The sequence below is a fragment of the Christiangramia oceanisediminis genome, from assembly GCF_022570735.2.
GTDB classification, from domain to species: domain Bacteria; phylum Bacteroidota; class Bacteroidia; order Flavobacteriales; family Flavobacteriaceae; genus Christiangramia; species Christiangramia oceanisediminis.
In genome coordinates this window covers 1,071,102-1,096,029 of sequence record NZ_JANCNS010000001.1, presented here as the reverse complement: position 1 = coordinate 1,096,029, position 24,928 = coordinate 1,071,102, and the positions used below count along the sequence as shown (strand labels likewise).

The 24,928-nt window shown below is 42.6% G+C and carries 26 protein-coding genes and 1 tRNA gene; 12 read left to right on the top strand and 15 right to left on the bottom strand.

Going from position 1 to position 24,928, the window contains the following annotated elements:
* Positions 1–13: 13 nt before the first annotated feature.
* From accB to MKO06_RS04885, 5 genes are all read left to right on the top strand, one after another.
* Positions 14–526, top strand: a complete 513-nt coding sequence (accB, locus tag MKO06_RS04905) for an acetyl-CoA carboxylase biotin carboxyl carrier protein (RefSeq protein ID WP_241549541.1) — start codon at positions 14–16, stop codon at positions 524–526.
* 68 nt (positions 527–594) lie between these two features.
* Complete coding sequence (gene accC, locus MKO06_RS04900; protein WP_241549540.1) at positions 595–1,947, top strand: acetyl-CoA carboxylase biotin carboxylase subunit; 1,353 nt, start codon at positions 595–597, stop codon at positions 1,945–1,947.
* Positions 1,948–2,053: 106 nt separating this feature from the next.
* Complete coding sequence (locus tag MKO06_RS04895; RefSeq protein WP_241549539.1) at positions 2,054–3,175, top strand: NAD(P)/FAD-dependent oxidoreductase; 1,122 nt, start codon at positions 2,054–2,056, stop codon at positions 3,173–3,175.
* Positions 3,172–3,843, top strand: coding sequence for a monofunctional biosynthetic peptidoglycan transglycosylase (gene mtgA, locus MKO06_RS04890; protein ID WP_241549538.1), 672 nt, complete (start codon positions 3,172–3,174; stop codon positions 3,841–3,843). The genes MKO06_RS04895 and mtgA overlap by 4 nt, the downstream gene beginning before the upstream one ends.
* Before the next feature lie 59 nt (positions 3,844–3,902).
* The gene (locus MKO06_RS04885) at positions 3,903–4,355 is read left to right on the top strand and encodes a transcription elongation factor (protein WP_241549537.1); all 453 of its coding nucleotides are present in this window, start codon (positions 3,903–3,905) and stop codon (positions 4,353–4,355) included.
* On the opposite strand, the gene MKO06_RS04880 is transcribed toward MKO06_RS04885, so the two are convergent.
* On the bottom strand, positions 4,348–5,316 hold the full coding sequence (locus MKO06_RS04880) for an ABC transporter ATP-binding protein (RefSeq protein ID WP_241549536.1): 969 nt from the start codon (positions 5,314–5,316) through the stop codon (positions 4,348–4,350). The genes MKO06_RS04885 and MKO06_RS04880 overlap by 8 nt on opposite strands.
* An 86-nt stretch (positions 5,317–5,402) precedes the next feature.
* On the opposite strand from MKO06_RS04880, the gene MKO06_RS04875 reads away from it, so the two are divergent.
* Entirely contained in the window at positions 5,403–5,996 is a 594-nt protein-coding gene (locus MKO06_RS04875; RefSeq protein WP_241549535.1) for an HAD family hydrolase, read from the top strand.
* A 50-nt stretch (positions 5,997–6,046) separates the two neighbouring features.
* Here the strand turns inward: MKO06_RS04875 and MKO06_RS04870 are convergent, their stop codons facing one another.
* From MKO06_RS04870 to MKO06_RS04850, 5 genes are all read right to left on the bottom strand, one after another.
* Entirely contained in the window at positions 6,047–8,206 is a 2,160-nt protein-coding gene (locus MKO06_RS04870; RefSeq protein WP_241549534.1) for a prolyl oligopeptidase family serine peptidase, read from the bottom strand.
* A 98-nt stretch (positions 8,207–8,304) separates the two neighbouring features.
* Positions 8,305–9,294 (bottom strand): aspartate-semialdehyde dehydrogenase, encoded by a 990-nt coding sequence (locus tag MKO06_RS04865; protein WP_241549533.1) that lies wholly within the window; start codon positions 9,292–9,294, stop codon positions 8,305–8,307.
* Positions 9,295–9,484: 190 nt separating this feature from the next.
* The gene (gene mscL, locus MKO06_RS04860; RefSeq protein ID WP_241549532.1) at positions 9,485–9,913 is read right to left on the bottom strand and encodes a large conductance mechanosensitive channel protein MscL; all 429 of its coding nucleotides are present in this window, start codon (positions 9,911–9,913) and stop codon (positions 9,485–9,487) included.
* Between the two features lie 68 nt (positions 9,914–9,981).
* Complete coding sequence (gene alr / locus MKO06_RS04855) at positions 9,982–11,091, bottom strand: alanine racemase (RefSeq protein ID WP_241549531.1); 1,110 nt, start codon at positions 11,089–11,091, stop codon at positions 9,982–9,984.
* Entirely contained in the window at positions 11,078–11,731 is a 654-nt protein-coding gene (locus MKO06_RS04850) for a thymidine kinase (RefSeq protein ID WP_156280479.1), read from the bottom strand. The genes alr and MKO06_RS04850 overlap by 14 nt, the downstream gene beginning before the upstream one ends.
* 189 nt (positions 11,732–11,920) lie before the next feature.
* Here MKO06_RS04850 and MKO06_RS04845 point away from each other — a divergent pair, with 189 nt between their 5' ends.
* The 4 genes from MKO06_RS04845 (at position 11,921) to recJ (ending at position 15,682) form a co-directional block, all read left to right on the top strand.
* Complete coding sequence (locus tag MKO06_RS04845) at positions 11,921–12,673, top strand: hypothetical protein (RefSeq protein WP_241549530.1); 753 nt, start codon at positions 11,921–11,923, stop codon at positions 12,671–12,673.
* Positions 12,674–12,685: 12 nt separating this feature from the next.
* On the top strand, positions 12,686–13,357 hold the full coding sequence (gene rsmI, locus MKO06_RS04840) for a 16S rRNA (cytidine(1402)-2'-O)-methyltransferase (RefSeq protein WP_241549529.1): 672 nt from the start codon (positions 12,686–12,688) through the stop codon (positions 13,355–13,357).
* A 1-nt stretch (position 13,358) separates the two neighbouring features.
* The gene (locus MKO06_RS04835) at positions 13,359–13,925 is read left to right on the top strand and encodes a uracil-DNA glycosylase family protein (protein WP_241549528.1); all 567 of its coding nucleotides are present in this window, start codon (positions 13,359–13,361) and stop codon (positions 13,923–13,925) included.
* Between the two features lie 62 nt (positions 13,926–13,987).
* Complete coding sequence (recJ, locus tag MKO06_RS04830) at positions 13,988–15,682, top strand: single-stranded-DNA-specific exonuclease RecJ (protein WP_241549527.1); 1,695 nt, start codon at positions 13,988–13,990, stop codon at positions 15,680–15,682.
* Here recJ and MKO06_RS04825 read toward each other — a convergent pair.
* Positions 15,679–16,437, bottom strand: coding sequence for a UDP-2,3-diacylglucosamine diphosphatase (locus MKO06_RS04825; RefSeq protein ID WP_241549526.1), 759 nt, complete (start codon positions 16,435–16,437; stop codon positions 15,679–15,681). The genes recJ and MKO06_RS04825 overlap by 4 nt on opposite strands.
* Before the next feature lie 211 nt (positions 16,438–16,648).
* Positions 16,649–17,101: a 6-pyruvoyl trahydropterin synthase family protein gene (locus tag MKO06_RS04820; protein ID WP_241549525.1), complete on the bottom strand. Its 453-nt coding sequence runs from the start codon at positions 17,099–17,101 to the stop codon at positions 16,649–16,651.
* A 101-nt stretch (positions 17,102–17,202) separates the two neighbouring features.
* On the opposite strand from MKO06_RS04820, the gene MKO06_RS04815 reads away from it, so the two are divergent.
* Positions 17,203–17,856: a 2OG-Fe(II) oxygenase gene (locus MKO06_RS04815; protein ID WP_241549524.1), complete on the top strand. Its 654-nt coding sequence runs from the start codon at positions 17,203–17,205 to the stop codon at positions 17,854–17,856.
* Positions 17,857–17,966: 110 nt separating this feature from the next.
* On the opposite strand, the gene MKO06_RS04810 is transcribed toward MKO06_RS04815, so the two are convergent.
* The 5 genes from MKO06_RS04810 to MKO06_RS04790 form a co-directional block, all read right to left on the bottom strand.
* A complete protein-coding gene (locus MKO06_RS04810) occupies positions 17,967–18,149 on the bottom strand; it encodes a hypothetical protein (protein WP_241549523.1) in 183 nt (60 codons plus the stop codon).
* Positions 18,146–18,307 carry a hypothetical protein gene (locus MKO06_RS04805; protein WP_241549522.1) on the bottom strand — a complete coding sequence of 54 codons (162 nt, stop codon included), beginning with the start codon at positions 18,305–18,307 and terminating at the stop codon, positions 18,146–18,148. The genes MKO06_RS04810 and MKO06_RS04805 overlap by 4 nt, the downstream gene beginning before the upstream one ends.
* Positions 18,308–18,309: 2 nt before the next feature.
* Positions 18,310–19,077, bottom strand: a complete 768-nt coding sequence (locus tag MKO06_RS04800) for an enoyl-CoA hydratase/isomerase family protein (protein ID WP_241549521.1) — start codon at positions 19,075–19,077, stop codon at positions 18,310–18,312.
* A gap of 64 nt (positions 19,078–19,141) precedes the next feature.
* The gene (locus MKO06_RS04795; protein WP_241549520.1) at positions 19,142–20,470 is read right to left on the bottom strand and encodes an MATE family efflux transporter; all 1,329 of its coding nucleotides are present in this window, start codon (positions 20,468–20,470) and stop codon (positions 19,142–19,144) included.
* Positions 20,471–20,507: 37 nt separating this feature from the next.
* Positions 20,508–21,011, bottom strand: coding sequence for a GNAT family N-acetyltransferase (locus tag MKO06_RS04790; RefSeq protein WP_241549519.1), 504 nt, complete (start codon positions 21,009–21,011; stop codon positions 20,508–20,510).
* A 61-nt stretch (positions 21,012–21,072) separates the two neighbouring features.
* Between MKO06_RS04790 and MKO06_RS04785 the strand changes: the two genes are divergently transcribed.
* Positions 21,073–21,149: transfer RNA gene (locus tag MKO06_RS04785), tRNA-Ala, on the top strand.
* A gap of 119 nt (positions 21,150–21,268) precedes the next feature.
* Here MKO06_RS04785 and MKO06_RS04780 read toward each other — a convergent pair.
* Together MKO06_RS04780 and MKO06_RS04775 are read right to left on the bottom strand one after the other, a co-directional pair.
* The gene (locus MKO06_RS04780) at positions 21,269–22,165 is read right to left on the bottom strand and encodes an alpha/beta hydrolase family protein (protein WP_241549518.1); all 897 of its coding nucleotides are present in this window, start codon (positions 22,163–22,165) and stop codon (positions 21,269–21,271) included.
* Positions 22,152–24,896: a PD-(D/E)XK nuclease family protein gene (locus MKO06_RS04775; protein ID WP_241549517.1), complete on the bottom strand. Its 2,745-nt coding sequence runs from the start codon at positions 24,894–24,896 to the stop codon at positions 22,152–22,154. Before MKO06_RS04775 ends, MKO06_RS04780 begins: the two co-directional genes overlap by 14 nt.
* Positions 24,897–24,928: the final 32 nt, after the last annotated feature.

Genomic DNA, 24,928 nt, shown 5'->3' with positions numbered 1-24,928 from the left:
AACACCCTATATTATGGATTTAAAGGAAATTCAGAACCTGATTAAATTTGTAGCCAAATCTGGTGCAAGTGAGGTAAAGCTCGAAACCGGTGACGTAAAGATCACTATCAAAACAGGTTCAGACGATAAGGAAACTACCATAGTACAACATGTCCCAATGGGACAACAACATGCGCCGCAGCAAATGCCTTCGGCTCCTCAACCAGCCGCTCCGGCTCCACAGCAACAGGAAAGTGGTTCTGGCGAGAAGGAATCCAAGGATTCTTCAGCCGCCGACGATTCTAAATATATCACCGTAAAGTCCCCGATCATCGGAACTTTCTACAGAAAACCTTCACCAGATAAACCAGCTTTTGTAGAGACTGGAGACAGCGTAAAGGAAGGTGATGTGCTTTGTGTGATCGAAGCCATGAAATTGTTCAACGAGATCGAGAGTGAGGTTACTGGTAAGATCGTTAAGGTACTTGTGGAGGATTCTTCACCGGTAGAGTTCGATCAGCCATTGTTCCTTGTAGATCCATCATAATTTACTACCCGTTTTAACAACTGCAAGCCCTTTTTTCGAGGGCTTCAGAATTTTAAAAACAACTAGGTATGTTCAAGAAAATATTGATTGCAAACAGAGGGGAAATCGCCTTAAGGGTGATTCGTACCTGTAAGGAAATGGGTATCAAAACGGTAGCGGTCTATTCTACGGCAGATGCTGAAAGTCTTCACGTAAGATTTGCTGATGAAGCTGTATGTATAGGACCACCACCAAGTAACCTTTCCTATTTAAAAATATCGAATATCATCGCGGCGGCAGAGATCACCAATGCCGATGCGATTCACCCGGGATACGGATTCCTATCAGAGAACGCAAAGTTCTCTAAGATCTGTGAAGAGCACGATATCAAATTTATCGGTGCTTCACCAGAGATGATCTCCAAAATGGGAGACAAGGCTACCGCAAAAGCTACGATGAGAGCAGCCGGAGTACCTTGTGTCCCAGGATCTGAAGGTGTTTTGAAGGATTATAAGGAATGTCTGAAAGTCGCTAAAGAAATCGGGTTTCCAGTCATGCTGAAAGCTACCGCCGGTGGTGGAGGTAAAGGGATGCGTGCTGTTTGGAAAGAGGAAGACCTGGAAGCCGCATGGGAATCGGCCAGGAAAGAGGCCGATGCATCCTTCGGAAATGACGGGATGTACATGGAAAAGCTTATTGAGGAGCCTCGCCATATCGAGATCCAGGTTGTTGGAGACAGCAGCGGAAAAGCCTGTCACCTTTCTGAAAGAGACTGCTCTGTGCAGCGTCGTCACCAGAAGCTTACCGAGGAGACTCCGTCGCCTTTCATGACCGATACGCTTCGTAAGAAAATGGGAGAAGCCGCGATAAAAGCTGCTGAATTCATCAAATATGAAGGAGCAGGAACCGTTGAGTTCCTGGTAGATAAACACAGGAATTTCTACTTTATGGAAATGAATACCCGTATCCAGGTTGAGCATCCAATCACCGAGCAGGTGATCGATTACGACCTGATCCGTGAGCAGATCCTTGTTGCTGCCGGAGTGCCGATTTCCGGAAAGAATTATTTCCCACAATTGCATTCCATCGAGTGCAGGATCAATGCAGAGGATCCTTATCATGGATTCCGTCCTTCACCAGGAAAGATCACTAACCTGCATGCACCGGGAGGTCACGGGGTGCGTATCGATACCCACGTTTACAGCGGATATATCATTCCACCAAACTATGATTCCATGATCGCGAAATTGATCACAACCGCCCAGACAAGGGAAGAGGCGATCAATAAGATGAAGCGTGCGCTGGATGAGTTCGTGATCGAAGGTATCAAAACCACGATCCCGTTCCATAGACAATTGATGGATCATCCGGATTATATAGAAGGTAATTACACCACTAAATTCATGGAAGACTTCAAAATGAAGCCCATGGATGAAGCATAAACGAAGCCCCGGTTTTACCGGGGTTTTTTATTGCTCCTAATAGGCCTTACAGGTTTCAGATTCCTGTGAGGTTTTTTGTATTTTCACCAGTACAAAATAAAAATCAATGAATTTCTCCTTCTGGGAAGCCGACTCCTGGATTCAAAATATCGATTATTCCATCGTTGGAAGCGGAATCACCGGACTCAATTGCGCATTGAGACTAAAAGAGTTGGATCCTGGTTCAAAAATTCTGGTTCTCGAAAAAGGATTACTGCCGGAGGGAGCCAGTACCAAGAATGCCGGTTTTGCCTGTTTTGGGAGTATTTCCGAGATCCTTGAGGATCTTAAAACGCATTCTGAAGAAGAAGTGGTGGAACTGGTAAAGAAGCGCGTTAAAGGCCTGGAACTGCTTCGAAAGAACCTGGGTGATCGTGAGATCGATTATCAAAACTATGGTGGATATGAGCTATTTGTTCCGGAAGATGAGGAGTTGTATGCTAAATGTATCAGGAAAATTCCTGAAATCAATGAATTATTAGAACCCGTGTTCCATGATAAGGTATTCAGCCTTGAAGAGAACAAATTTGGATTTAGAAAAATTCAGCCTAAACTGATCTACAGCAAATTCGAGGGGCAGATCGATACTGGTAAAATGATGAGCGCCCTGCTTAAAAAAGCACATTCAGAAGGCATCAAAATATTGAACCGGGTTGAGGTAAAAAGTTTCGATTCTGCAGCAGATTATGTGAAAATCGAAACCGATCAACTTGAACTCCACTCCAAAAACTTATTAATAGCAACCAATGGTTTTGGTCACAGGCTTGGTATCGAAGAAGTTAAGCCGGCAAGGGCCCAGGTCCTGATCACCAAACCCCTCGAAAAACTTCCTTTCCGCGGTACTTTTCACCTGGATAAAGGCTATTATTATTTCAGAAATATCGGCGACCGCATACTTTTCGGCGGGGGAAGGAACCTCGATTTTAAGACCGAGGAAACCGATCAAACCGGCCTTACCGAAATCATTCAGAATAACTTAAAAGAACTATTAAAAACCTGCATTTTACCTGATATTCCCTTCGAGATCGAAAGATCCTGGAGCGGTATCATGGGAGTGGGCGATCAAAAAAAGCCAATTATCAGGCAAATTGCACCCAATGTTTATGCAGGCGTTAGACTTGGCGGAATGGGCGTAGCAATAGGTAGCCTTGTAGGTCGGGAACTGGCAGATTTAGCTTTAAAATCATGATAAAACGATTTTTTAAATTCATATTCAAGATCCTTCTGGGACTTTTTTTATTCAGCATTTTTATTACGCTGGTCTATAAATGGCTTCCGGTACCTGCAACGCCACTCATGGTAATCAGGTATTTTGAACATCCCGAGGAAGAGATCGATCATGAATGGGTCCCGATTGAGGATATTTCAAGGCATCTTCAACTGGCAGTGATCGCAAGCGAGGATCAGAACTTTGTAAAACACAAGGGCTTCGATTTTGAAGCGATCAAAAAGGCGATGGAAGACAACCGTTCCGGAAGAAAGATCAGGGGAGCCTCTACCATTTCACAGCAAACTGCTAAAAACGTATTTCTCTGGCCCGGGCGCACCTGGTTCAGGAAAGGCCTGGAAGCCTACTTCACCTTTTTGATTGAAATGCTGTGGAGTAAGGAGCGTATTCTTGAGGTCTATCTCAACAGCATCGAAATGGGCAAGGGCGTGTACGGTGCTGAAGCTGCTGCCTATCACTGGTTCAAAAAGGACGCTAAAGATCTCACGGCGTATGAGTCGGCTGCCATTGCGGCGGTCTTGCCAAATCCCCGTGAATACAGGGCTAATCCTGCCTCAAGTTTTATCCAGCGAAGGAAGAACTGGATCGTGGGGCAGATGTCTAATTATGGCAAATTCTCCTTGGAGTAAGATGAAAGCAAACTTCACAGGTTTCCGAAACCTGTGAGATTTTTACAATAGATGTAACCATGAATAATGTCAGGCTGGAATTAATGAATTCCTGTAAGAAATATGTGGAGCAAAGAATTCAGCGAATTTCGATCGCCATGGAACAGCTAAAGGAGGATCTCGAAAATGAATCCAAAAGCAGTGCAGGCGATAAATACGAAACCGGCAGGGAAATGATCAATATCGAATGGAACAAGCTCCATGTTCAGCTCAGGGAATATGAAAGACTTGATCACATTCTAGCCAGGCTTCCGAAGGAAAAGATCAATGAGAAAATTGGTGTGGGAAGCATCGTGTATACCAGTGCCGCAAATTATTTTATTTCGATCCCTGCGGGTGAGATGGAGGTGGAAGGTGAAAAGTTCTATGCAATTGGTGTGCAGGCCCCGGTGGCTCAACAGCTTTTAGGCCTAAAGGAGCAGGAGGAATTCGAACTGAACGGCAAGAAAATTCATATTCAAAAAGTTAGGTAAACCTTTTTTGGATCAGTTTTTCTGAAACTGAAATTCCTATTTTGGTTCCCAACTTCAAACTTTCAGGATGCTCCAGGAGTATTCGCTCCCCGTTTAGGTTGGCTTCGATTAAATAAGATTCTCCTTTAAAATAGCAATTTTTAACGCTTGCTTTGAATTTAGAATTCCGGTTTACTCCAATTTCGTGGGGATAAAGAACAACTCGTTTTCTACTTTCTGAATCTGCCGAAATATTCTTGTGCATCAGGTGATTCACATCTCCAAAAAGTGAAGCTACATACTGGTTTGGCGGATTGTTATAAAGTTGCTCGGGACTTCCGTCGGCATAGATACCAGCATTTTTGATCACCAGCGTCCTGTCTGCAAACGACATGGCATCGGTACTGTCGTGAGTCGCAATGATGCAGGTGATATTCTTTTCCTTCAGATAAGAGAAAAGTCGCCTTCGAAGGTTGTTCTTCCTGAAATGGTCTATATGGCTGAAAGGTTCGTCGAGAAGCAAAATTTCGGGTTCATCGGCAAGTGCTCGGGCCAGGGCGATTCGCTGTTGCTGTCCACCGCTAAGAAACTTTGCCTTTTTATTGGCCACGTCTTCCATTTCAACAACTTCCAGTAATTCCTTGATCCGGCGTTTTTTCTTAATTGGAAAAAAATTACTGAGGAATTTACCCACATTTTCGGCAGCGGTCAGGGGCAGCATCAGGTCAAAATCCTGTGCCAGATACTTAATAAAAGGTTCGCCCGGTACGAGGTTAAAATTCGGGCCTTTCAGCTCCCGGTCTTTCCAGGTGATCTTGCCATCGGTGTGTAACAATCCGTAAATGAGCTTAAGCAGTGTGCTTTTACCACAGCCACTTTCCCCAATAACCGAGATATTCTGGCCTTCACTGATCTTTAAACTGATATTTTGGAGAACCGGTTCCCTGTCATAACTAAAAGAAACCTTGCTTAATTTGAGCATGCCAACTTTTAAAATCTAAGTTACGATTTCAAATGATTTATCAATTTGATTTTTGCTTATTATCTTAATGCTATAAGCGGAAGCATATGAAGCGGATCCTGGTTTATGATCTTAATAAAACTCTTTATAAGAAGTCCTCGAAAAACGAGTTCTTTAAATTCCTGTGTCGTCAACACCAGGGAGTGTGTGTTTCAATTTTTCGAATGTTATATGCCGGGCTGGTCTATAGCCTGGATCTTGCTGATAAGACCTGGTTTAAAGATCGGTTTTATGAATATCTGAACGGTCTGGAACCGGGAGAGGTTCAGAAATTGGCTGAAGAATACTGGGAAAGGGAATTTCCGGAGCAATTCAGGAAAGAATTTCTGGACGAAATCAATAGGAGCATTCAAAATGGAATTGAAGTGTATGTTGTCACCGGCGCTTATGAGATCTATGTTAAATACCTGGAGACCATCTTGCCTGTGAAAGTAATTGGAACTCAAACTGAATATCGGGACGGGAAATATCATATTATTGGTAAAGCCTGTAATGATGAAGAAAAAGTAAGGCGTTTACATCAATTTATCGAGGAGGATTTCGTGATCTTAAGGTCTTATTCAGATGATGATGAAGCCATCCTATATGAGGCGGAGGAGGGTTTTTATCTTAAAGGAGATCGATTAATCAAAGTGAAATAAAAAACGCCGGCACTAGGCCGGCGTTTAAAAATTTTTGGGATTGAATTGAATTAACCTTTTACATTTTTATCAATCTCGTTCGGCAAAGCCTCAAAGCCCATATTGTAAAGAGTGAACCCGAAGATATCAGCATATTCTTCGATGATCTTGCTGGTAGGTTTTCCGGCTCCATGCCCCGCCTTGGTTTCGATACGGATCAATACCGGCTCATCACCAGCCTGTTTTTCCTGAAGTTCTGCAGCGAACTTGAATGAATGTGCTGGCACCACTCGGTCATCGTGATCTCCCGTAGTTACAAGGGTTGCAGGATATTCAACTCCGGCTTCCACATTATGAACAGGAGAATAACCGTATAGATAATCGAACATTTCCTTGCTGTCTTCAGCAGTTCCATAATCATATGCCCATCCGGCACCTGCAGTAAAGGTGTGATATCTTAACATATCCATCACTCCAACGGCTGGAAGAGCAACTTTCATTAGGTCTGGACGCTGGGTCATGGTAGCACCAACAAGCAGTCCACCATTTGAACCTCCACGAATCGCAAGATAATCTTTAGAAGTGTAATTGTTCTCGATCAGATATTCCGCAGCTGCGATAAAATCGTCAAATACGTTTTGTTTTTTAAGCTTGGTACCGGCATCATGCCACCCTTTTCCGTATTCTCCGCCTCCGCGAAGGTTTGGAACAGCGTAAATACCTCCCTGCTCCAGCCATACGCTGTTAGCGGTACTGAATCCAGGTGTAAGACTGATATTGAATCCACCATAGCCGTATAGAAGTGTTGGATTCTTGCCATTCATTTCAGTACCTTTTTTATAGGTAATGATCATTGGTATTTTAGTGCCGTCTTTGGAAGTATAGAACACCTGCTCGCTGGTATAGTCTTCTGAATTGAAATCGATATTTGGTTTGTTGTAAACTTCTGAAGTTCCCTCCTCGATATCATACTTGTAAATGGTTCCCGGAGTAACATAATTAGTGAACGAATAGTAAAGAACATCTTCATCCTTTTTCGCTCCAAATCCACCTGCTGAACCAATTCCAGGAAGTTCTACATCCCTTACCAGTTCACCATCATAATCATATTGCTTGACCTGGGAAATGGCATCTACCATATATTCCGCAAAGAAATAGCCTCCACCTGTAGATGGACTTAATACATTTTCTGTCTCAGGAATAAAGTCTTCCCAGTTCTCTGGAGAAGGATTAGACGCATCTACAGTTACGATCCTTCTGTTTGGCGCATCCAGGTTAGTCACGATATAAAGCTTGCTTCCTTCGTTATCGATCACGTAACTGTCAGTATCCATATTATCAATAATACTTACCAGTTCCGGATTTTGTTTTTGAAGGTCCATCAGGTAAAGTTCACCGCCTGAGGTCGAATTTCTTGCAGAAATGATCAAATAACGGTTGTCTTCGGTTACATTACCTCCAACATATCTTCTTTTTTGTTCAGACTTATCACCAAAAATAACCTTATCCTCGCTTTGAGCAGTTCCCAGTTTATGGTAATACAATTTATGCTGATCGGTCTTGGCTGAAAGCTCGCTGCCTTCTGGCTTGTCATAACTTGAATAGTAGAAGCCATCGTTTCCTTTCCAGGAAAGTCCGCTGAATTTTACATCCTTAATGGTATCTCCAAGGATCTCCTTGTTCTCGGTATTCATCACGATGACTTTTCTCCAGTCACTCCCGCCTTCAGAAATGGCGTAAGCCACCTTCTTTCCGTCTTCAGAGAAGCTCATCCCGGCAAGAGAAGTGGTTCCGTCCTTGCTGAAGTTATTCGGATCAAGGAAAACCTCTGCTTCGGCATCAGGACCTTTTTTTCTGTAAAGCACGCTCTGGTTCTGAAGTCCGTCGTTCTTATAAAAATAGATATGATCACCTTCGGTAAAAGGAGCTCCTAGTTTTTCATAATCCCATAATTCAGTAAGTCTTTGCTTTAACTTTTCACGATACGGGATCTTTTCCAGGTAATCGAAAGTAACCTCGTTCTGGGCTTCTACCCAGCTTTCGGTCTCCTCGCTGCGGTCGTCTTCCAGCCAGCGATAGGGATCTTTAACTTCGGTTCCAAAATAATCGGTAACGGTATCCACTTTTTTAGTTTCGGGATAATTCACAGCGATACTGTCTTTTTTTTCCGCCTCATCGTTGCAGGCAATCAGGGTTCCGGCAGCTAAGGCAAGGGTTATTATTTTTTTCATAAAATTTAATTAATGCTTGGGTTATATTTCTTAGACCAAAAAAAGGCCTGAAAGTTTAATTTATCAGGCCTTTAAAGATATTCAAATATTTTTTGATTTTATACCAGCTTGTTTTCGATCAAATATTCAGCGATCTGAACGGCATTTGTAGCGGCTCCTTTTCTAAGGTTATCGGCCACGATCCACATGTTCAAACTGTTTGGCTGGGAATGATCTCTCCTGATTCGGCCTACGAAAACATCATCCTTCCCTTCAGCATAGATAGGCATAGGATAGGTGTTCACACCTGGATTATCCTGGACTTTGATTCCGGGGAAATCATTTAACAACTGCCTTACTTCCACTTCATCAAAATCTCTTTCGAACTCGATATTCACCGATTCAGAATGCCCGCCAACCACAGGAATCCTGATGGCGGTAGCGGTCACATTTACCGAGTCGTCGCCAAGGATCTTCTTGGTTTCGTTCGTAAGTTTCATTTCTTCCTTGGTATACCCGTTGTCCTGGAACACGTCGCAGTGAGGCAACGCATTACGGTGAATTGGGTAAGGGTAGGCCATTTCTCCCTGAGCTCCGGCATATTCGTTTTCCAGCTGCTTTACAGCTTTTACCCCGGTTCCGGTGATTGACTGGTAAGTCGAAACCACCACACGTTTGATCCTATAAGCATCATGAAGCGGTTTCAATGCCATTAAAAGCTGAATGGTAGAACAGTTTGGATTGGCGATGATCTTATCCTCAGCTGAAAGCAGATCTGCATTGATCTCCGGAATAACCAGTTTGTTTTCAGGATTCATTCTCCAGGCTGAAGAATTATCGATCACGGTAGTGCCGGCTGCAGCAAATTTTGGTGCCCATTCCAGCGAAGTGTCTCCACCGGCTGAAAATAAGGCGATCTCCGGTTTCATCGAAACCGCTGTTTCCAATCCAACTACTTCATATTCCTTTCCTGCGAATTCGATCTTATTTCCTACCGATCTTTCCGAAGCTACCGGTATTAATTCAGTTAAAGGAAAATTTCTTTCCTCAAGTACTTTTAACATTACGTTTCCCACCATTCCGGTGGCTCCAACAACAGCTACTTTCATAATTAGCCAAGAATTTTAAAAATGTGATTGCAAAGGTATTAGTTGAATTGGAACAGGCGATACTATGGATTGAAAAAAAAACCTGAAGTGTTCAATTTTTACGAATTTGTGAGATTTGTAAAAAAAAGACCCCCGGTTTTTTCCGGGGGTTTGGTGTTTAAATGAGTAATGTAGCGGTAAGCGTACTTCTTTATGAATTCTGTTTTTTCAATTCGTCTCTTATCTCTAAAAGGATCTCTTCCTGAGTAGGACCTTTTGGAGCCGGAGCTTCTTCCACGTTCTCTTTTTTCTTGGTTCTCTCGTAAGCTCTCAGCACCAAAAATATGAAAAAGCCAATGATTATGAAATAGATGATCGCCTGGATCAGGTTCCCGTAAGTGATCACGGCAGCGTTGGCTTCCTGTGCAGCGGCAAGGTCTGCATAGCTCTCCCCGTCGAGTGAAATGAATTTCTGGGTGAAATCAATTCCGCCGGTAAGCAGGCCTATGATTGGCATGATCACATCGTTCACCACAGAGGTTACGATCTTGTTAAATGCTGCGCCAATCACAACGGCAGTAGCAAGCATTACGATGTCCTTCTGAAAAAGGAATGCTTTAAAGTCTTTTAAAAAGGCCATAAATATTAGTATTAGGAGTTAGTTGAGGCCCTAATTTAGATAAAAAACTTAAATATTGGAGAATACAGTTATTCCGGGATCACTTTCCGGGTGACCCGGCGTTGGATTCCGGTAATTAATTCATAGGAAATGGTGCCTCCGGCCTCGGCAAAATCTACCGGATGTTGAGGTCCTCCAAAAACGATCACTTCATCGCCTTCATCACAATCGATGTCGGTAACATCTACCATGATGATATCCATACAAACGTTGCCAATTATAGGTGCATATTTGCCGTTCACGAAGACGCCGGCTTTTTGTTTTCCGTAGATGCGGTTGATGCCATCGGCATGACCAATGGGAAGAGTTGCGATCACACTGGGTTTTTCTACCTTAAATACGCGGTTATAACCAACTGTAGCACCTTTTTCCAGGTTTCGCTTTTGTGAAATAATGGTTTTCAAAGTGCCGACAGGTTTCAGGTAAGGATCCACATTTTCATCATTTCCGTAACCATAAAGGCCAATCCCACTTCGAACCATAGTGAATGCGGCCTTCGGATAGTTGATCACACCAGAGGTATTGCAAATATGTAGCAATGGTTCATATCCCAAGTTCTCAACCAGCTGCCAGGCCATTTTTCGAAAGAGGTCTATCTGGCCAAGCGTGAACTCCCGTTCTTTCCAGTCTTCGCTGGCCGCAAGATGTGAAAAAATCGAAGCGACCTTCAGGCTGCCGGTTCCTGAAATAAGCTCGAATACGGTATCTAATTCTGGCTGATCAAAACCCAGCCTGTTGAGGCCAGTATTCAACTTGATGTGAACCGGATAGTTCTTCTGCTTTTGTTTTTCGGCAATTTCTATAAAAGTCCTGAGTATCTTTTCAGAGTAAATATTGGGTTCCAGGCAATGTTCAATGATCTCCTCAAAATTATGGAATTGCGGATGCAGCACCAGGATGGGAAGTGTGATTCCGTTTTCTCTTAAACGAACACCTTCTTCCACATAGGCAACAGCGAAATAATCGGTTCCCAGTTCCTGCAGTTTCTGGGCAATGACTACCGAATCACTTCCGTAGGCATGAGCCTTGACAACAGACATGAACTTAACCTCTTTGTCTAATTTTGATCTTAAATAGCGATAATTATGGGCAAGATTTCCAAGATTGATCTCGAGAACACTTTCTTTAGCCTTCGGCATTTTCCTCCTTTTGTTTTGAATTCAATTCCTGCGGGTCGTTTACATCGATCTTTTTTACCCTTTCCTTCAGCATGGCCTTAAAATAGGCGCCTCGACTCAGAGGTTCATATTCTTCATTTTCCCCCAGGAATACAAGGTCGTCATTGATCGACTTCCGGTAACTGAACTGTGCAAGGTTCCCGGTTCGAGTGCAAACCGCATGGACCTTGGTCACATACTCTGCGGTCGCCATTAGATTAGGCATGGGGCCGAAAGGATTTCCTTTAAAATCCATATCCAGACCTGCTACGATAACGCGTATTCCCTGGTTGGCAAGGTCGTTACAAACCGTTACGATCTCCGCATCGAAAAATTGGGCTTCATCGATCCCCACCACATCACAACCGTCTGCCAAAATCCGAATAGTGGCTGCTGAAGGTACCGGAGTAGAGCGAATTTCGTTGGAATCGTGAGAAACTACCATTTCCTCGTCGTACCTGGTGTCGATGGCAGGTTTGAAGATCTCGACATTTTGCTTGGCGAATTTCGCCCTCTTAAGACGACGGATCAGCTCTTCGGTTTTTCCGGAAAACATAGAGCCGCAAATAACCTCTATCCAACCAAATTGCTCTTCGTGATTTACTGTATTTTCGAGAAACATTTTGTATTTTTCAAATCGAAATGGGGAAATACCTCTTTCGCATAAAGGTGGAACAAATTTATTAAAAATACAACCCGCTTGAGGGCCTATTCGTTAAAGTTTTCAAATCGAATTCGGAACAGATTTTGAACTAAATTCATGATTCCTCGATCCATAATATTTTAACGTTTAATCGAAAAATAGTTTACAATGAAAAAGAAAATTGAAGCCGATTTGATCCATATCGCAGAACTGATCCTTCAGAAAAAAGGGGATATGGATGCGAAAGAACTTAAAAAGCTAGCCAGGCACCTTTATGAGAAATTAACGGTGCTTAGTTTTACTGAAAAACACCTGGATGTTTCGGAAGCTGAAGAAGATGAGGAACTGGAAGTCGAAATGCCACAACGCATTTCCAGAACACAGTCTTATGATGAATTTCATCCAGACGGAACCGAGTATAATAAGGATTCTGTGGCGATTACCGAACCCGCTACCGAAAAGATCAAGGATATCGTGGCCCAGATGCCACCGGAAACCGAGAAGGTAGATATCATGATGAACGACCTGAATTCCATCAGGGAATCTTCAGGTTCAAAGACGGTTGAACATAAGCCAAAAAAGGATTTCAGGAATATCGGGGTAGACTATGATAACCTGCCAGATTTTGAGCCGGTAAACAATAAGAAGGCAGAAGAGAATAAACCAAGGTCTCTCAACGACCGGCTGAAGAAGGGCATCAATATTGGCCTTAACGAACGCCTTGCCTATATCAAGCATTTGTTCGATGGAAATACAGCCGATTATAACCGCGTTCTTTCCCAGTTGAATACCTTTACCAGCCATGAAGAGGCTACCAAATTCATCAACCTGGTTGTAAAACCAGATTATAATCACTGGGAAGGAAAAGAGGAACACGAAAACCGGTTTATGGCCCACATCGAAAATAAGTTCGATAAATAAGAAGCGAATTTTATGGGAAAACTGTTTCTGGTGCCTACTCCTATAGGCAACCTGGAAGATATTACTTTAAGAGCTATCCGGGTTCTTAAGGAGGTTGATCTTATTCTTGCCGAGGATACCCGTAACAGCGGGAAGTTGCTGAAACATTTCGAGATTGGCACCCCCATGCAAAGCCATCATATGCATAATGAGCATAAAACGGTGGATCAGATCGTTTCAAGGATCCAATCTGGAGAAACCATAGCATTGATCAGTGATGCCGGAACGCCAGCGATCTCTGATCCTGGGTTTTTACTTACCCGTGCCTGTGTGGAAAACGGAATCGAGGTTGACTGCCTGCCTGGAGCCACGGCTTTTGTACCTGCACTTGTAAATAGCGGGCTTCCGAATGATAAATTCGTTTTTGAAGGATTTTTACCAGTTAAGAAAGGAAGACAAACCCGGCTTAAATTGCTGGCCGAAGAAACAAGAACCATGATCTTTTATGAATCTCCTCACAAGCTTATCAAGACACTGGGAAATTTTGTGGAATATTTTGGGGAAGAAAGAAGGCTTTCGGTTTCCAGAGAGATCACCAAAATGCATGAAGAAAGTATTAGAGGTACTGCCAAAGAGGTTCTGGAACATTATACCAGTAATCCTCCCAGGGGAGAGATCGTGATCGTGGTGGCCGGAAAATTATGATTTGGAACAACTATTAACGAATATAAGGGATTGTAAGGTTTGCCAGGCACATCTGCCACTTGGCGCAAGACCGATCATTGAAGCCAGTAAGAATTCAAAAATTGTACTTATAAGCCAGGCTCCGGGAAGAGTGGTACATGAATCCGGAGTCGCCTGGAAAGACCAGAGTGGTAAAAAGTTACGGGAATGGTTGGGTGTTGATGAGGAAACCTTTTATGATTCTGAAAATTTCGCGATTCTTCCCATGGGTTTTTGTTATCCTGGAAAAGGAAAAACCGGTGACCTGCCTCCGCGCAAGGAATGTGCACCCATGTGGCATGAAGAAGTTTGGAGAGAACTGGAAAATGTCAAACTGAAATTTTTGATCGGTGCTTATTCAACCAGTTATTATCTAAGTTCAAAAGGAAATCTTACAGAGAAAGTAAGAAATTACGATCAGTTTTTACCTGATCACTGGCCTATTCCTCATCCCTCCCCTGTGAACCGATTCTGGCGCAGTAAGCACCCATGGTTCGAGGAGGAAGTAGTGCCCCAAATTCAGAAAAGAGTTCGTGAAATATTGAGCTAAATTTTAAAAGCTGCTATTCCTTTTTTTAATACTTTCGATCAAAATTCATTTACCGAAATTTTATGCGCTGGACCTTAAAACCCAAACCGGATACTATTACCGTTAGTACACTTTCAGATAAACTGGGAGTGGGATTGCCGGTAGCCCGGCTTCTGGTTCAGCGAGGGATCAATACGTTCGAAGAGGCCAGGAAATTCTTCAGGCCAGAGCTAGCCGATCTTCATGATCCGTTTTTAATGAAGGATATGGATCTGGCGGTGGAGCGTATAGAGAAGGCGTTGGAGAACGGAGAGAACATCATGGTCTATGGAGATTATGATGTGGATGGAACCACCAGTGTGGCTTTGATGGCTACCTTCCTGAGATCGCGGTATCCAAATGTAGCTACTTACATTCCAGATCGTTATGAAGAAGGCTACGGCGTGTCCTACCAGGGAATCGATTTTGCAGCCGATAACGATATAAGCCTGATCATCGCTCTGGATTGCGGGATCAAGGCGATCGAAAAAGTTGCTTACGCAAAGGAGAAAGGTATTGATTTCATCATTTGTGATCACCATCGGCCGGGTTCTGAAATTCCTAAAGCCATTGCGGTATTGGATCCAAAAAGGGAAGATTGTAAATATCCGTACGACGAACTTTGTGGTTGTGGGGTTGGTTTTAAGCTTATCCAGGCTATTGTGAGAAAGAATGAGGAGCCTGAAGATATCCTTTTGCCTTATCTCGATTTGGTAGCAACAGCAATTGGAGCCGATATCGTCCCAATAACCGGCGAAAACCGAATACTGGCCTATCATGGGCTACACGTGATCAATGTGGCTCCTCGAAAAGGAATTAAAAGCATTTTAGGGGATCGTAAGCAGGTGACGATTACCGACCTGGTTTTTATAGTGGCTCCACGGATCAATGCTGCTGGAAGGATGAAGCATGGATTACATGCCGTGGATTTATTAACCGAAGAGGATGAACTAGTGGTTAAAGGCTTTGCTGAAGAGATAGAGACCTTTAATACAGATAGGAAGAGCACCGATAAGATCATTACCGAAGAGGCCAAAAAACAGATCCTCGAGCTACAGGAAGAAGAACGACTAACCACGGTTGTTTATAATGAGAACTGGCATAAAGGCGTGATCGGGATCGTTGCTTCAAGGCTTACGGAAACCTGGTACCGGCCAACGCTGGTTTTTACGAAAAGCGGCGAAAAGCTGGCGGCTTCGGCAAGATCGGTCAAGGGCTTTGATGTATATGAAGCCCTGGACGGTTGCAGGGAATATATTGAACAATTCGGCGGACATAAATACGCGGCTGGTCTAACCCTTCTCGAATCGGAATATGAGAATTTCAAGAGGAAGTTCGAGGAAGTGGTTTCGGCTTCCATAGATCGAAAATTGCTTACGCCTGAGATCAGTATAGATGCTGAACTGGAACTGAAAGATATCACTCCAAAATTTTATAGGATACTAAAACAATTCGCTCCTTTTGGTCCCGGAAATATGTCTCCTGTATTTCTATCCCGAGGCTTAACAGATACCGGTTATGGTAAATGCGTTGGTGGAGACAAAACCCATTTGAAATGCCAGGTAAGACAGTATGAAAACGGTCCTGCATTTGATGTGATAGGGTTTAACCTTGGTGATAAACTTGACCTGATAAAAGCAGGTAAAAAGTTCGATGCTGTTTACAGCCTTGATGAAAATACCTGGAACGGGAATACCAGTATCCAGTTAAAACTGAAGGATATCAGGGAATCGGTTTAAGAATCCAGCTTTTTCAACTTAAGATCTTCGCCGTCGAATTCGGCATAGGTGTAATGGCTTATCCAGTCTCCGGTGTTTACATAAGTCGATTTTCCGTTGAGGTCTATTTCCAGCGGTAAATGGCGATGTCCAAACAGGAAATAATCATAATGTTTCGATTCTAATTTTCGCTTGCAGTACTGAATTAACCATTCTTTCTCTTCTCCCAAAAACTCCTGGTCTTCTTCGCCCGAGATCATTTTGTTCTTTACCGAAAAGTATTGTGCCAGCGGAACTCCCAGGTCCGGATGCAGCCATTTATAAAGCCATTGAGCAAAGGGGTTGGTAAAGACCTTTTTCATCCTTTTGTAGCCTTCGTCCCCGGGGCCTAGTCCGTCACCATGACCTACCAGGAATTTTTTACCGCTGAATTCAAATTCTTTGGGTTTATGATATACCGGGATATTCAATTCTTCTTCGAAGTAATTTTTCATCCAGAGGTCATGATTCCCTACAAAAAAGTAAACCGGGATTCCAGAATCTTTTATTTCGGCCAGTTTCCCGAGGGTTCTAACAAATCCTTTTGGCACTACGTGTTTATACTCGAACCAGAAGTCAAACAGATCTCCCAGCAGGAAAATCGCAGCAGCATTGTTTTTGATGTCGTCCAGCCATTTCACGAAAATCGCTTCTCTTTTGCGGCTTTCCTTCATGGTTGGAGCGCCAAGGTGATTGTCGCTGGAGAAATAAACTTTTTTGCCTTCGGGGATGTTCATAAATGATCTGTTCGGGGGTAAAGATATGAGATTTCTCTAAAGCTTGGAAATGATCTGATAAGGCAGACCTCACAGGTTTTAAAAACCTGTGAGGTCTAATGCTTACTGAACGCGCAAGGGATAGCAGCGCTTAGCTCCCGATGGCTATCAGGCCATTGGGACTAAAAGCGTATAGCCCGACCCTGTCCGCCTTTGGCGGAGGGGATGCGCCCTAAATATTATCACTGGCATACCACTCGGCAAAGGAGCTTTCGGTTTCCTGCAATTTTAGGGAATGTAGTTTTATATGTGAGGGGAGTTGCTTTTTGATCTTTTCAGAAAAGTCGATGACCATATTCTCGCTGGTTGGCTGGTATTCTACCAGTAAAACGTGATGTCCGCGGCTTTTTAGTTCTTCGGCCAGTTCCACGTGAGGCGTATTTTTATTAAAAACAGTTGCATGATCGAATTGATCAACTATTTCAGACTTTACGATCTTCTTGAGATCTCCAAAATCGATCACCATCCCGAACTTTACATGATCACTATCTGTAATAGGCTGGCCAATTACCGTCACACTAAGCTTATAACTGTGGCCGTGTACGTTACGGCATTTCCCATCGTAGCCGTAAAGCGCGTGGCCGGTTTCAAAAGAAAATTGTTTAGTGATTCTAATATTGCTCATTTAAACAGGATTTTAGTGCAAAGATAATCGATTTTTAATGGCTGAATTTTTAACACTTTTCAATTTGATTTCTGAACTATATTTGCCAAATTTTTTTCAGCATGGTAGATACAGAATTGGAACTTTTTGAGCAGCTTGAGTTTGTTGAAAATCAGCAGTACGAAAGCATTATCCAGGATCTCATGGATAAAAAGTACAGCATTGTAGATGACTTTTTCACTGCCGAGGAGGTTCATGTCCTTAGGGATAGTCTCATGAGGAAATATGAAGAGGATAATTTCAAAAAGGCTGCAATTGGTAATAGAACGAATGAAATCATTGAGAAATCTATCAGGGGTGATTTTATTCTCTGGATCAACGAAGCCGACAATGGCCCTGCTGAAAACCTTTATTTCAAGAAAATTAACTCTCTTGTTGAGTACCTTAACCGTACCTGCTTTATGGGAATTTTGCACAAGGAATTCCATTACGCGGTCTATCCTGAAGGAACCTTTTACAAGCGCCACCTGGACACGTTTCAGAATGATGGCAGGAGGAAATTATCGATGGTTTGTTATTTGAATAATGAAGACTGGAAACCTGAAAATGGTGGTGAATTAACCATCTATACCAACGAGGACGGAAAAGAAGAAGAAATGAATATTTATCCCTTGGCAGGTCGTGTGGTAATTTTTGAAAGCCAGGAACTGGAGCATGAGGTGAAACCGGTAAAGGTTCCCCGCCTGAGCATCACCGGGTGGTTAAAGACACGCTGATCATTTCCTGAATTTTTTATAGATAAATACTCCTATTAGGATTAGTGCCAGAATGAGCCATAAGCCCATTCCGCTTAAAAAGTTGAAGAATTCCCAGGTATCCTGTTCCATTAATTGCGGTATTTTCTTCGGTTCCTGACATTCCAGCGATGGCGGGCATAAAAGAACAGGGCCAGAAGGATGAGCACGGCCAGTAGATACCAGAAGTTTTCGGTGATGAACTCTTCCAGCGTCCAGCCCCATTCCTGGACTTCACTGGGATCCTTGTCTTTTGGTAAATGCTCCTGCATCATGGTTTTATTTTAAGATTTTTTCTAAGTATTACAGCTGCTACAATTCCAATCAATAAACCTAGCAGAAGATAGATATTATCTGCCAGGAAACTTCCCAGCTCATATCCGGCCTCATAAGATGGCTCTTTGCTCAGATCTATTAAGAGATTCAACATCATTTTTATTTTTTGAATTTAGCCAGGGCTGTTTTTGTGAAATCAGAAAGTACCAGTTCGCCCGAGATGGCTGCTCGTTCATCCAACAAAGATGTCCAGTTATGAGTTTCTTTCCAGAGTATTTTCTTCATCTCCAGCAGAGCCTGCGGATTATAAGAGGCCAGCTTTTCAGTAAATATCTCGATCTCCTTATCCAGGTCTTTTACAGACTCAAAAACTTTTGCATAAAGGCCTTTTTCCTTTGCCCAGTAAGCATTTTTCCACTCATGAGCGGCAAGGCTGAGTTCTGCAAGGGCATCCACTCCCATTTTGCGTTCCACCGCCGGGGCGATCACGAATGGGCCTATGCCTATGCTAAGCTCTGAAAGCTTGATGGCTGCTGCATCTGTGGCCATCGCATAATCACAGGCTGCGACAAGGCCTACACCACCACCTACAGTTTTACCCTGAACCCTGCCAACGATCAATTTTTTACATTCCCGCATGGCGTTGATCACCCGGGCAAAGCCGGAAAAGAATTTCTTACCATCTTCCAGGTTTTCGATCGCTACCAGCTCGTCGAACGAGGCGCCGGCGCAAAATGCTTTTTCACCTTCTGATTTAAGAAGGATCACATTTACCGAATCTTCTTCAGATAATTTCCTGATCTCTTTTTCCAGTCTTTCCAATAGAATGGAAGGAAATGAATTACTGGCCGGGTGGCCAAATTCTACGGTGGCGATCTTATTTTCTATATGGCTATATAAACTTCCGTTTTCACGCGTGGTGCTCATAAAATACAGGCTTTTCCTCAAAGTTAACCATAATGCTGAAAAGCAAAAGGCATCTTAACAGAAACTAAACGTCCTTATGGAGGTATTTCCTTCTGAAATAAACTACCAGGGCTCCGCTTCTAATAAGCATCCAGACAAAGAAAGCGATCCAGATCCCATAAAGTTGAAGTCCGAAATGATCGGCGACCAGTAGAGTAGGAGTAAAACCGAGGAAGGTTGCAACCAATAACACATTCCTAAGGTATTTGGCTTCTCCAAGACCTTTAAAGATCCCATCGAACATAAAGGCGATTGCATTTACCGGCTGCATAAGCAGTACGATCCAGAAGACCGAAGAGAACAGCACCAGGACATTTTCCTCTTTATTGAACAGCAGGCCGATCTCATCATAGAAAAGCGCGCAAATACCCATTAGTATCAGGGCGATGAAAACGGCGTATTTACTGATCTTCTTACTGAGCTCCCAAAGATTTCTATAATCCATGGCTCCCAGTAACTTCCCGCCTATAGCGTTTCCTGCATTCGCATAGCCATCAATAAAAAAGCTGAAGAACAGCCAGATGTTCATCAGGATGCTCTGGGCTGCGATATAATTCTTACCATAGTCGGTCGCATAGGCGTTGGCTAGGTAGATCGCAAAATTGAGGGCTGCGGTTCTAACAAAAAGGTTGGCCGCCATCAAAAGCAGGCCTTTCATTCTGGGATTGATAGTAAAGCTCAATTTAAGATGAAAGGGCGTTTTCTTAAAAAAGAACCAGAAAGCCATGATGAGCATGGTTGCCTGTGCAGCAAGGCTGGCATAGGCTGCTCCGGCCAGGTGCATGGCTGGGATCACTCCATCAATTCCGTAAACCAAAAGATAATCCAGAAGAACGTTAACGGCAGCTCCTGTTAAACTACATTTCATGGCCCAGTAAGTATTCTGTAAACCTCTGAAAACTCCAAAAATCGCAAAGGTAACCAGGGTTAAGGGGTAACCTAAAGCCCGTATCTGGTAATATTCTTCGGAATATTGAAGAATAAGTCCTTCCGCATTATAGGCGCTGAATATAGCCTTTGCAAAATAGGCCGTTGTTATATAGATCAACAGGCTGAACAGGAAATTGAAAGCGATGGCCTGTGGGATCAGCGTCTTTACGGCGTGTAACCTGTTTGCACCCAAATGCTGGGATACGATCGCAGAAATGGCTGTTTTGGTTTGAGCCACGATCCAGATGATGGCAGATAGGAACGAACCAACGATCCCTGCAGCCGCCAGGGCTTCAACAGAATTATCATCTACATTCCCAATTACCGCGATATCGGTGAGGGAAATTAGGGGTTCTGCGATTCCAGCTATAATAGCCGGGATCGCGATCCTGTTGATGCTCTTGAAACTTACTGAATTTTCCAAAGAATGACTGGTTGCAGGGCAAAGATAGAATCCCCTGTCATTTAATCAATAGTTCATAACAGTAAAAAGGATGCTCACTTTGTTTCGGGAAATAGATATCGCCCAGTCTAGTATAACCCCTGGCTTCGTAGAAGCGTTGATTTCTTTGATTCTGGCTAAAGGTATCCAGCCGTACCGATTCGTAGTTTTGCTGCCTGGCCATGGATTCAGCAAAATCCATTAATTGTTGCCCGTAACCTTCACCCCAGACCGAAGGATGTACGGCCAGCCTGTGTACATACAAATTGTTATTGGTTTTGCTTAGCCACTCTATGGGAACGTATTCTTCATCCATGTGATTGGTGAGAACAATGATCCCAAGGATCATTTTCTCTTCTTTCAGGACATATAGTTCCTTTTTATGAATGTCTTCTTCCAGTTTTTGGAGTGAAGGATAATGCTCATTCCACTGAAAAATGCCTTTTCCCTGCATGGCTTTGGCGCAGGCTTCGGTTAAATTTTTAATTTCCTGAAGCTCGGAAATCTGGGCTAATTGGATCATGAATTCAAAATAAATAAAAGATTTCCTTATTTCAGAAAAATTATTACATTTGCCCCAAGCCGGGGGATTAGCTCAGCTGGCTAGAGCGCTACGCTGGCAGCGTAGAGGTCATCGGTTCGACTCCGATATTCTCCACCAAAAACCATCGCTTTTCAGCGGTGGTTTTTTTATGGATAAATGCCTGTTTGCCTTTTTTCAAAATGTCGGGAAACATATCTTTATAAAAAAACCACTGTTTTCAGCAGTGGTTTTTTAATTTAATCGTCGTCAGACTCCCCGTATTCATCCCATAATTCCTGGGAATCGGTGTTGAGAAAGTCAATGCTTTTTTGAATGAGATGCTTAAAAACTTTTGGAAGTTCTTCGTCATTCCACGGATGTTTTGTTCCGAATACATGATCTGCATTCTCGATAAGCAGTAGTTTTGGTGCAGGACTCCATTCGAATAGATTTCCGGCTTCTCCAATAGATACACTGGTATCGCTACTACCATGGGCAACCAGGTGTGGGATCGTAAGCTTTTTCGCTGCCTTTTTAATATTCAGTCTTTCTTTATTTTCTTTGAAATTTTTGTAAAACTGATAATGATGTGGTAATTGCTGCCCTGTCCTGCTATTTACGATATAATTAACTCCTTTCTTCTCCCAGGCTTCCAGTTTTTTTCCTTCAGGAAATCGAGATCCAAAATCTGAGATCGAAGCATAGGTAAGTAATTTGCTTACCCTGTTGTCTTCGGCTGCTTTGACCAGCGTGATTCCTCCACCGCGAGAATGACCAATAAGGTTAAGATCTCCGGCCTTAATCTGGGAAGCGAATTTAAAATTAGGAAGTAAAGCCCAGTCTATAACCGATTGAAGGTCATCAAGCTCCTTCACATAATTATTATCACCAAAGGCTTCAATATCCATGAATTCGGTTAGGTTTTCAGGAGTGGTGCCATTATGGCTAAAGTTGAATTTTATAAAAAAGAAGTTTCCTTTTGCAAATTCTTCTCCCATTATATCCCAGGCGCCCCAGTCTTTAAAGCCTTTATAACCATGAGCAAAGATCACGATTGGCTTAGGTTTTCCATCATCTTTAAAGATCAGGTCTACTACAACGGGTTTGTCATGTCGTCCCTGAACGATGATATTCTTTTCTTTAGAAACCTCCATAATTCTTTTTAATGTCTTTTTCTACAAATGCGATTTCAGGATCGCAAATCTCTAAAATTAATGCCTTTAATTCTTCCTGGAAATGTTCCAGTATATCCTGGGAGATCAGTTTTTGCTTGCTATTTTTCATTTCAAAAGCCAGAAAGCCAGACCTCATATTTTTAAAAGAAATGATCCCTGCCTCAGCGGGGAATGTAAGGCCTTTCTCCAGCGCAATCAAGCTAGCGTAAGTTAAAACCTGAAAACTTTTGGAGTATTTATCATAATCTTTTGTTATTTCCTCCCAGTCGTCCAGTTTCAGATCTTTAGACTCCACTTTCCCGGTTTTATAATCGACAATTCGGGGTATGCCGTTTGCCAATTCGAACCGGTCAATTTTGCCGCGAAGATAAACCGAATAAGGCAATTTTTCCATATAAAGTTGTGCTTTGTATTCCTTTTCAATTTCGAGAATCTGTACTTCTTCCTGCTCATTGAGCCTTTTCAGTTCAAATTGAAGAAAATTGAATACATACCTTTTGGCAACTTCAAAAATAAGTAGATTCTTACCCTGTTTTAAAGGTATTTTGCTGTAGGCGTCCTGAAATTCCTTTGTCACCTGCTCATCGGCTCTTTTTAAAAATGAACCAATGATGTCTTTGGTAAGAGTCTTTCCTTCCAGGGGACGATACAGGTTTTCCAGGCAATTATGAACCACTGTCCCCAGGGTGTTAAAAGCAACAGTTTCTTCTACCTCTTCCCGGTCTCGTATCCCCAGCACATATTGCTGGTAAAAATCCATAGGGTTTCTTATATATGTTGTTAAGGCCGAAGGTGAAAAACCTGAATTTGCAAGAGACTTAATGCGCTCCATGATCAGGGGAGTTTTTTTAACCTGGCGCAGTTGCTGTTTAATTCCAGGCACATTTGGACTTATCAGGTATTTTTTCATTTTATGCCGGGACATTTTTTCGATTTCCAGCTGGGTAAGGAACCTGCTTTTTTCGCCCGAATTAAGACCATCAACCTCGGTATTGTGAAGCAGGTATACTTTCTTGGCTCGTTGGAGTAACCGGTAAAAGTGATAGGTGTAAACCGCATCTTTTTCCCTGTACGTGGGAAGTTTATATTCCTGTTTAAGGTCGTATGGAATAAATGAATTATCTGATTTTCCGGCCGGCAGCACCCCTTCGTTAAGAGAAGTAATAATTACTGTTTCAAAATCAATTGCCCTTGATTCCAGCATTCCCATTAACTGCAGTCCGGTAAAAGGTTTTCCCTGGAAATCGAGTTTCTGGGTACTCATTAGCTCATTGTAGAACCTGTATAGTGAGTCGATATTTTGAATATGCTCATACTTCTCACTCAGATTTTCCAGTTGGTTGAACAGGGTGTGAAAATGAAACAAAAACTCCAGACCAATTTGATTATTTTCATTATTCTGCTGGATTTTTATTTTCTGAATGATCTTCTGAATATCATCAAGGAATTGCTTAACGGAATTATTTTTTGGGCTGAAGCAGGCTGAAACAGTATCTTTCAGCTCATCTGGAAAGGAATCGATGATAAGGCTGGCCGAAAGATAAACCAAGTTTTCCTTCTGGATTCGGTTTAAGAATTCGTTTGCCGATTTGCCCAGGTAAGACTGAAGCGAAGGACTTTCCAGTATCGCTATCACATCTTTGTAATAATAATTTTCAGACTGAATTCGATGGATATGAAACAGGTTTTCGAACAACGAATTCACCGGGGCATTCTTCACCGGGAAGCCCATCGTAATGTTCAGTTCGCCTATCTCTTCGGGAATCGAATTGAGTACTGGCAATAATAGATCCTCTTCCCCAAGAATGATAGCCGTATTTTTCAGTTGGTCGGGCTGCATTCCGGTTAATATCTCACCCAGGTATTTTGCCTGGCCTACGTTCTTGGGAATACCAACAATATCTATTTCCTTTTCTTCTGAATAGTGCTGTGAACTGATAGTTACAGGCTGTTTTTTATAATAATCCCATTCTTTTAAATATTGCCTGATAAAAATTGAAGCTGCATGATCGGGATCCTGATAGAAATGCTGGTCCAGATCCCAGAAAACCTCTGCAACATTCGTTTCCAGCAGCTTTTGCATAATAAGCTGTTCAGCCGCATTCAGCGCGTTAAAGCCAATGAACACATGTTTTTTGGAAGTAATATTCGAGTACCGCTGGATTGTTTCTGCCGCACGCCTGTAGATTAAACCCTGGTATCCACGGCCGCTTTTTAACAGGGAATCTTTTAGCGCTTCATAATATTTTGGCAGTGATTTCCAGAATTTCAAATACCGTTTGATGAGTTCAGTTTTCTCTTCCTTTAAATACCAGTGGTTGATATCCTGGATTTCTGAAAGGTAATTGAAGAAAGAATGGTGATCAATTAGGTAGCGATCTATTTCATTGAAATCATGAATAAGGCTTTGACCCCAGTTAAGAAAGGAGTCGAAATTTTCCAGATCGTCTTTAGGAGTAGTTTGCCTGTAAACTTCGAAAAACTCAAAAAGGCTGGTAATGTTATCAATAGTTTCTAGTCCCGATACTTCTTCGGTAAATTGCTCAATACTGTAAATAGTAGGTGCAAAAATTGCCTTTTCGGTAATTGTTGATAGCTCTTTCAGCAAAAATGATCCGGCTCTTTTACTGGGAAGGATGAAGATGATCTCAGAAAGCGGGGTCGAGGATTTGTCCAGTTTTTTTAATACCTCGTGAATAAATGATTCCATAGGCCTAAAATAAAAAAACGCCCCGCAAAGCG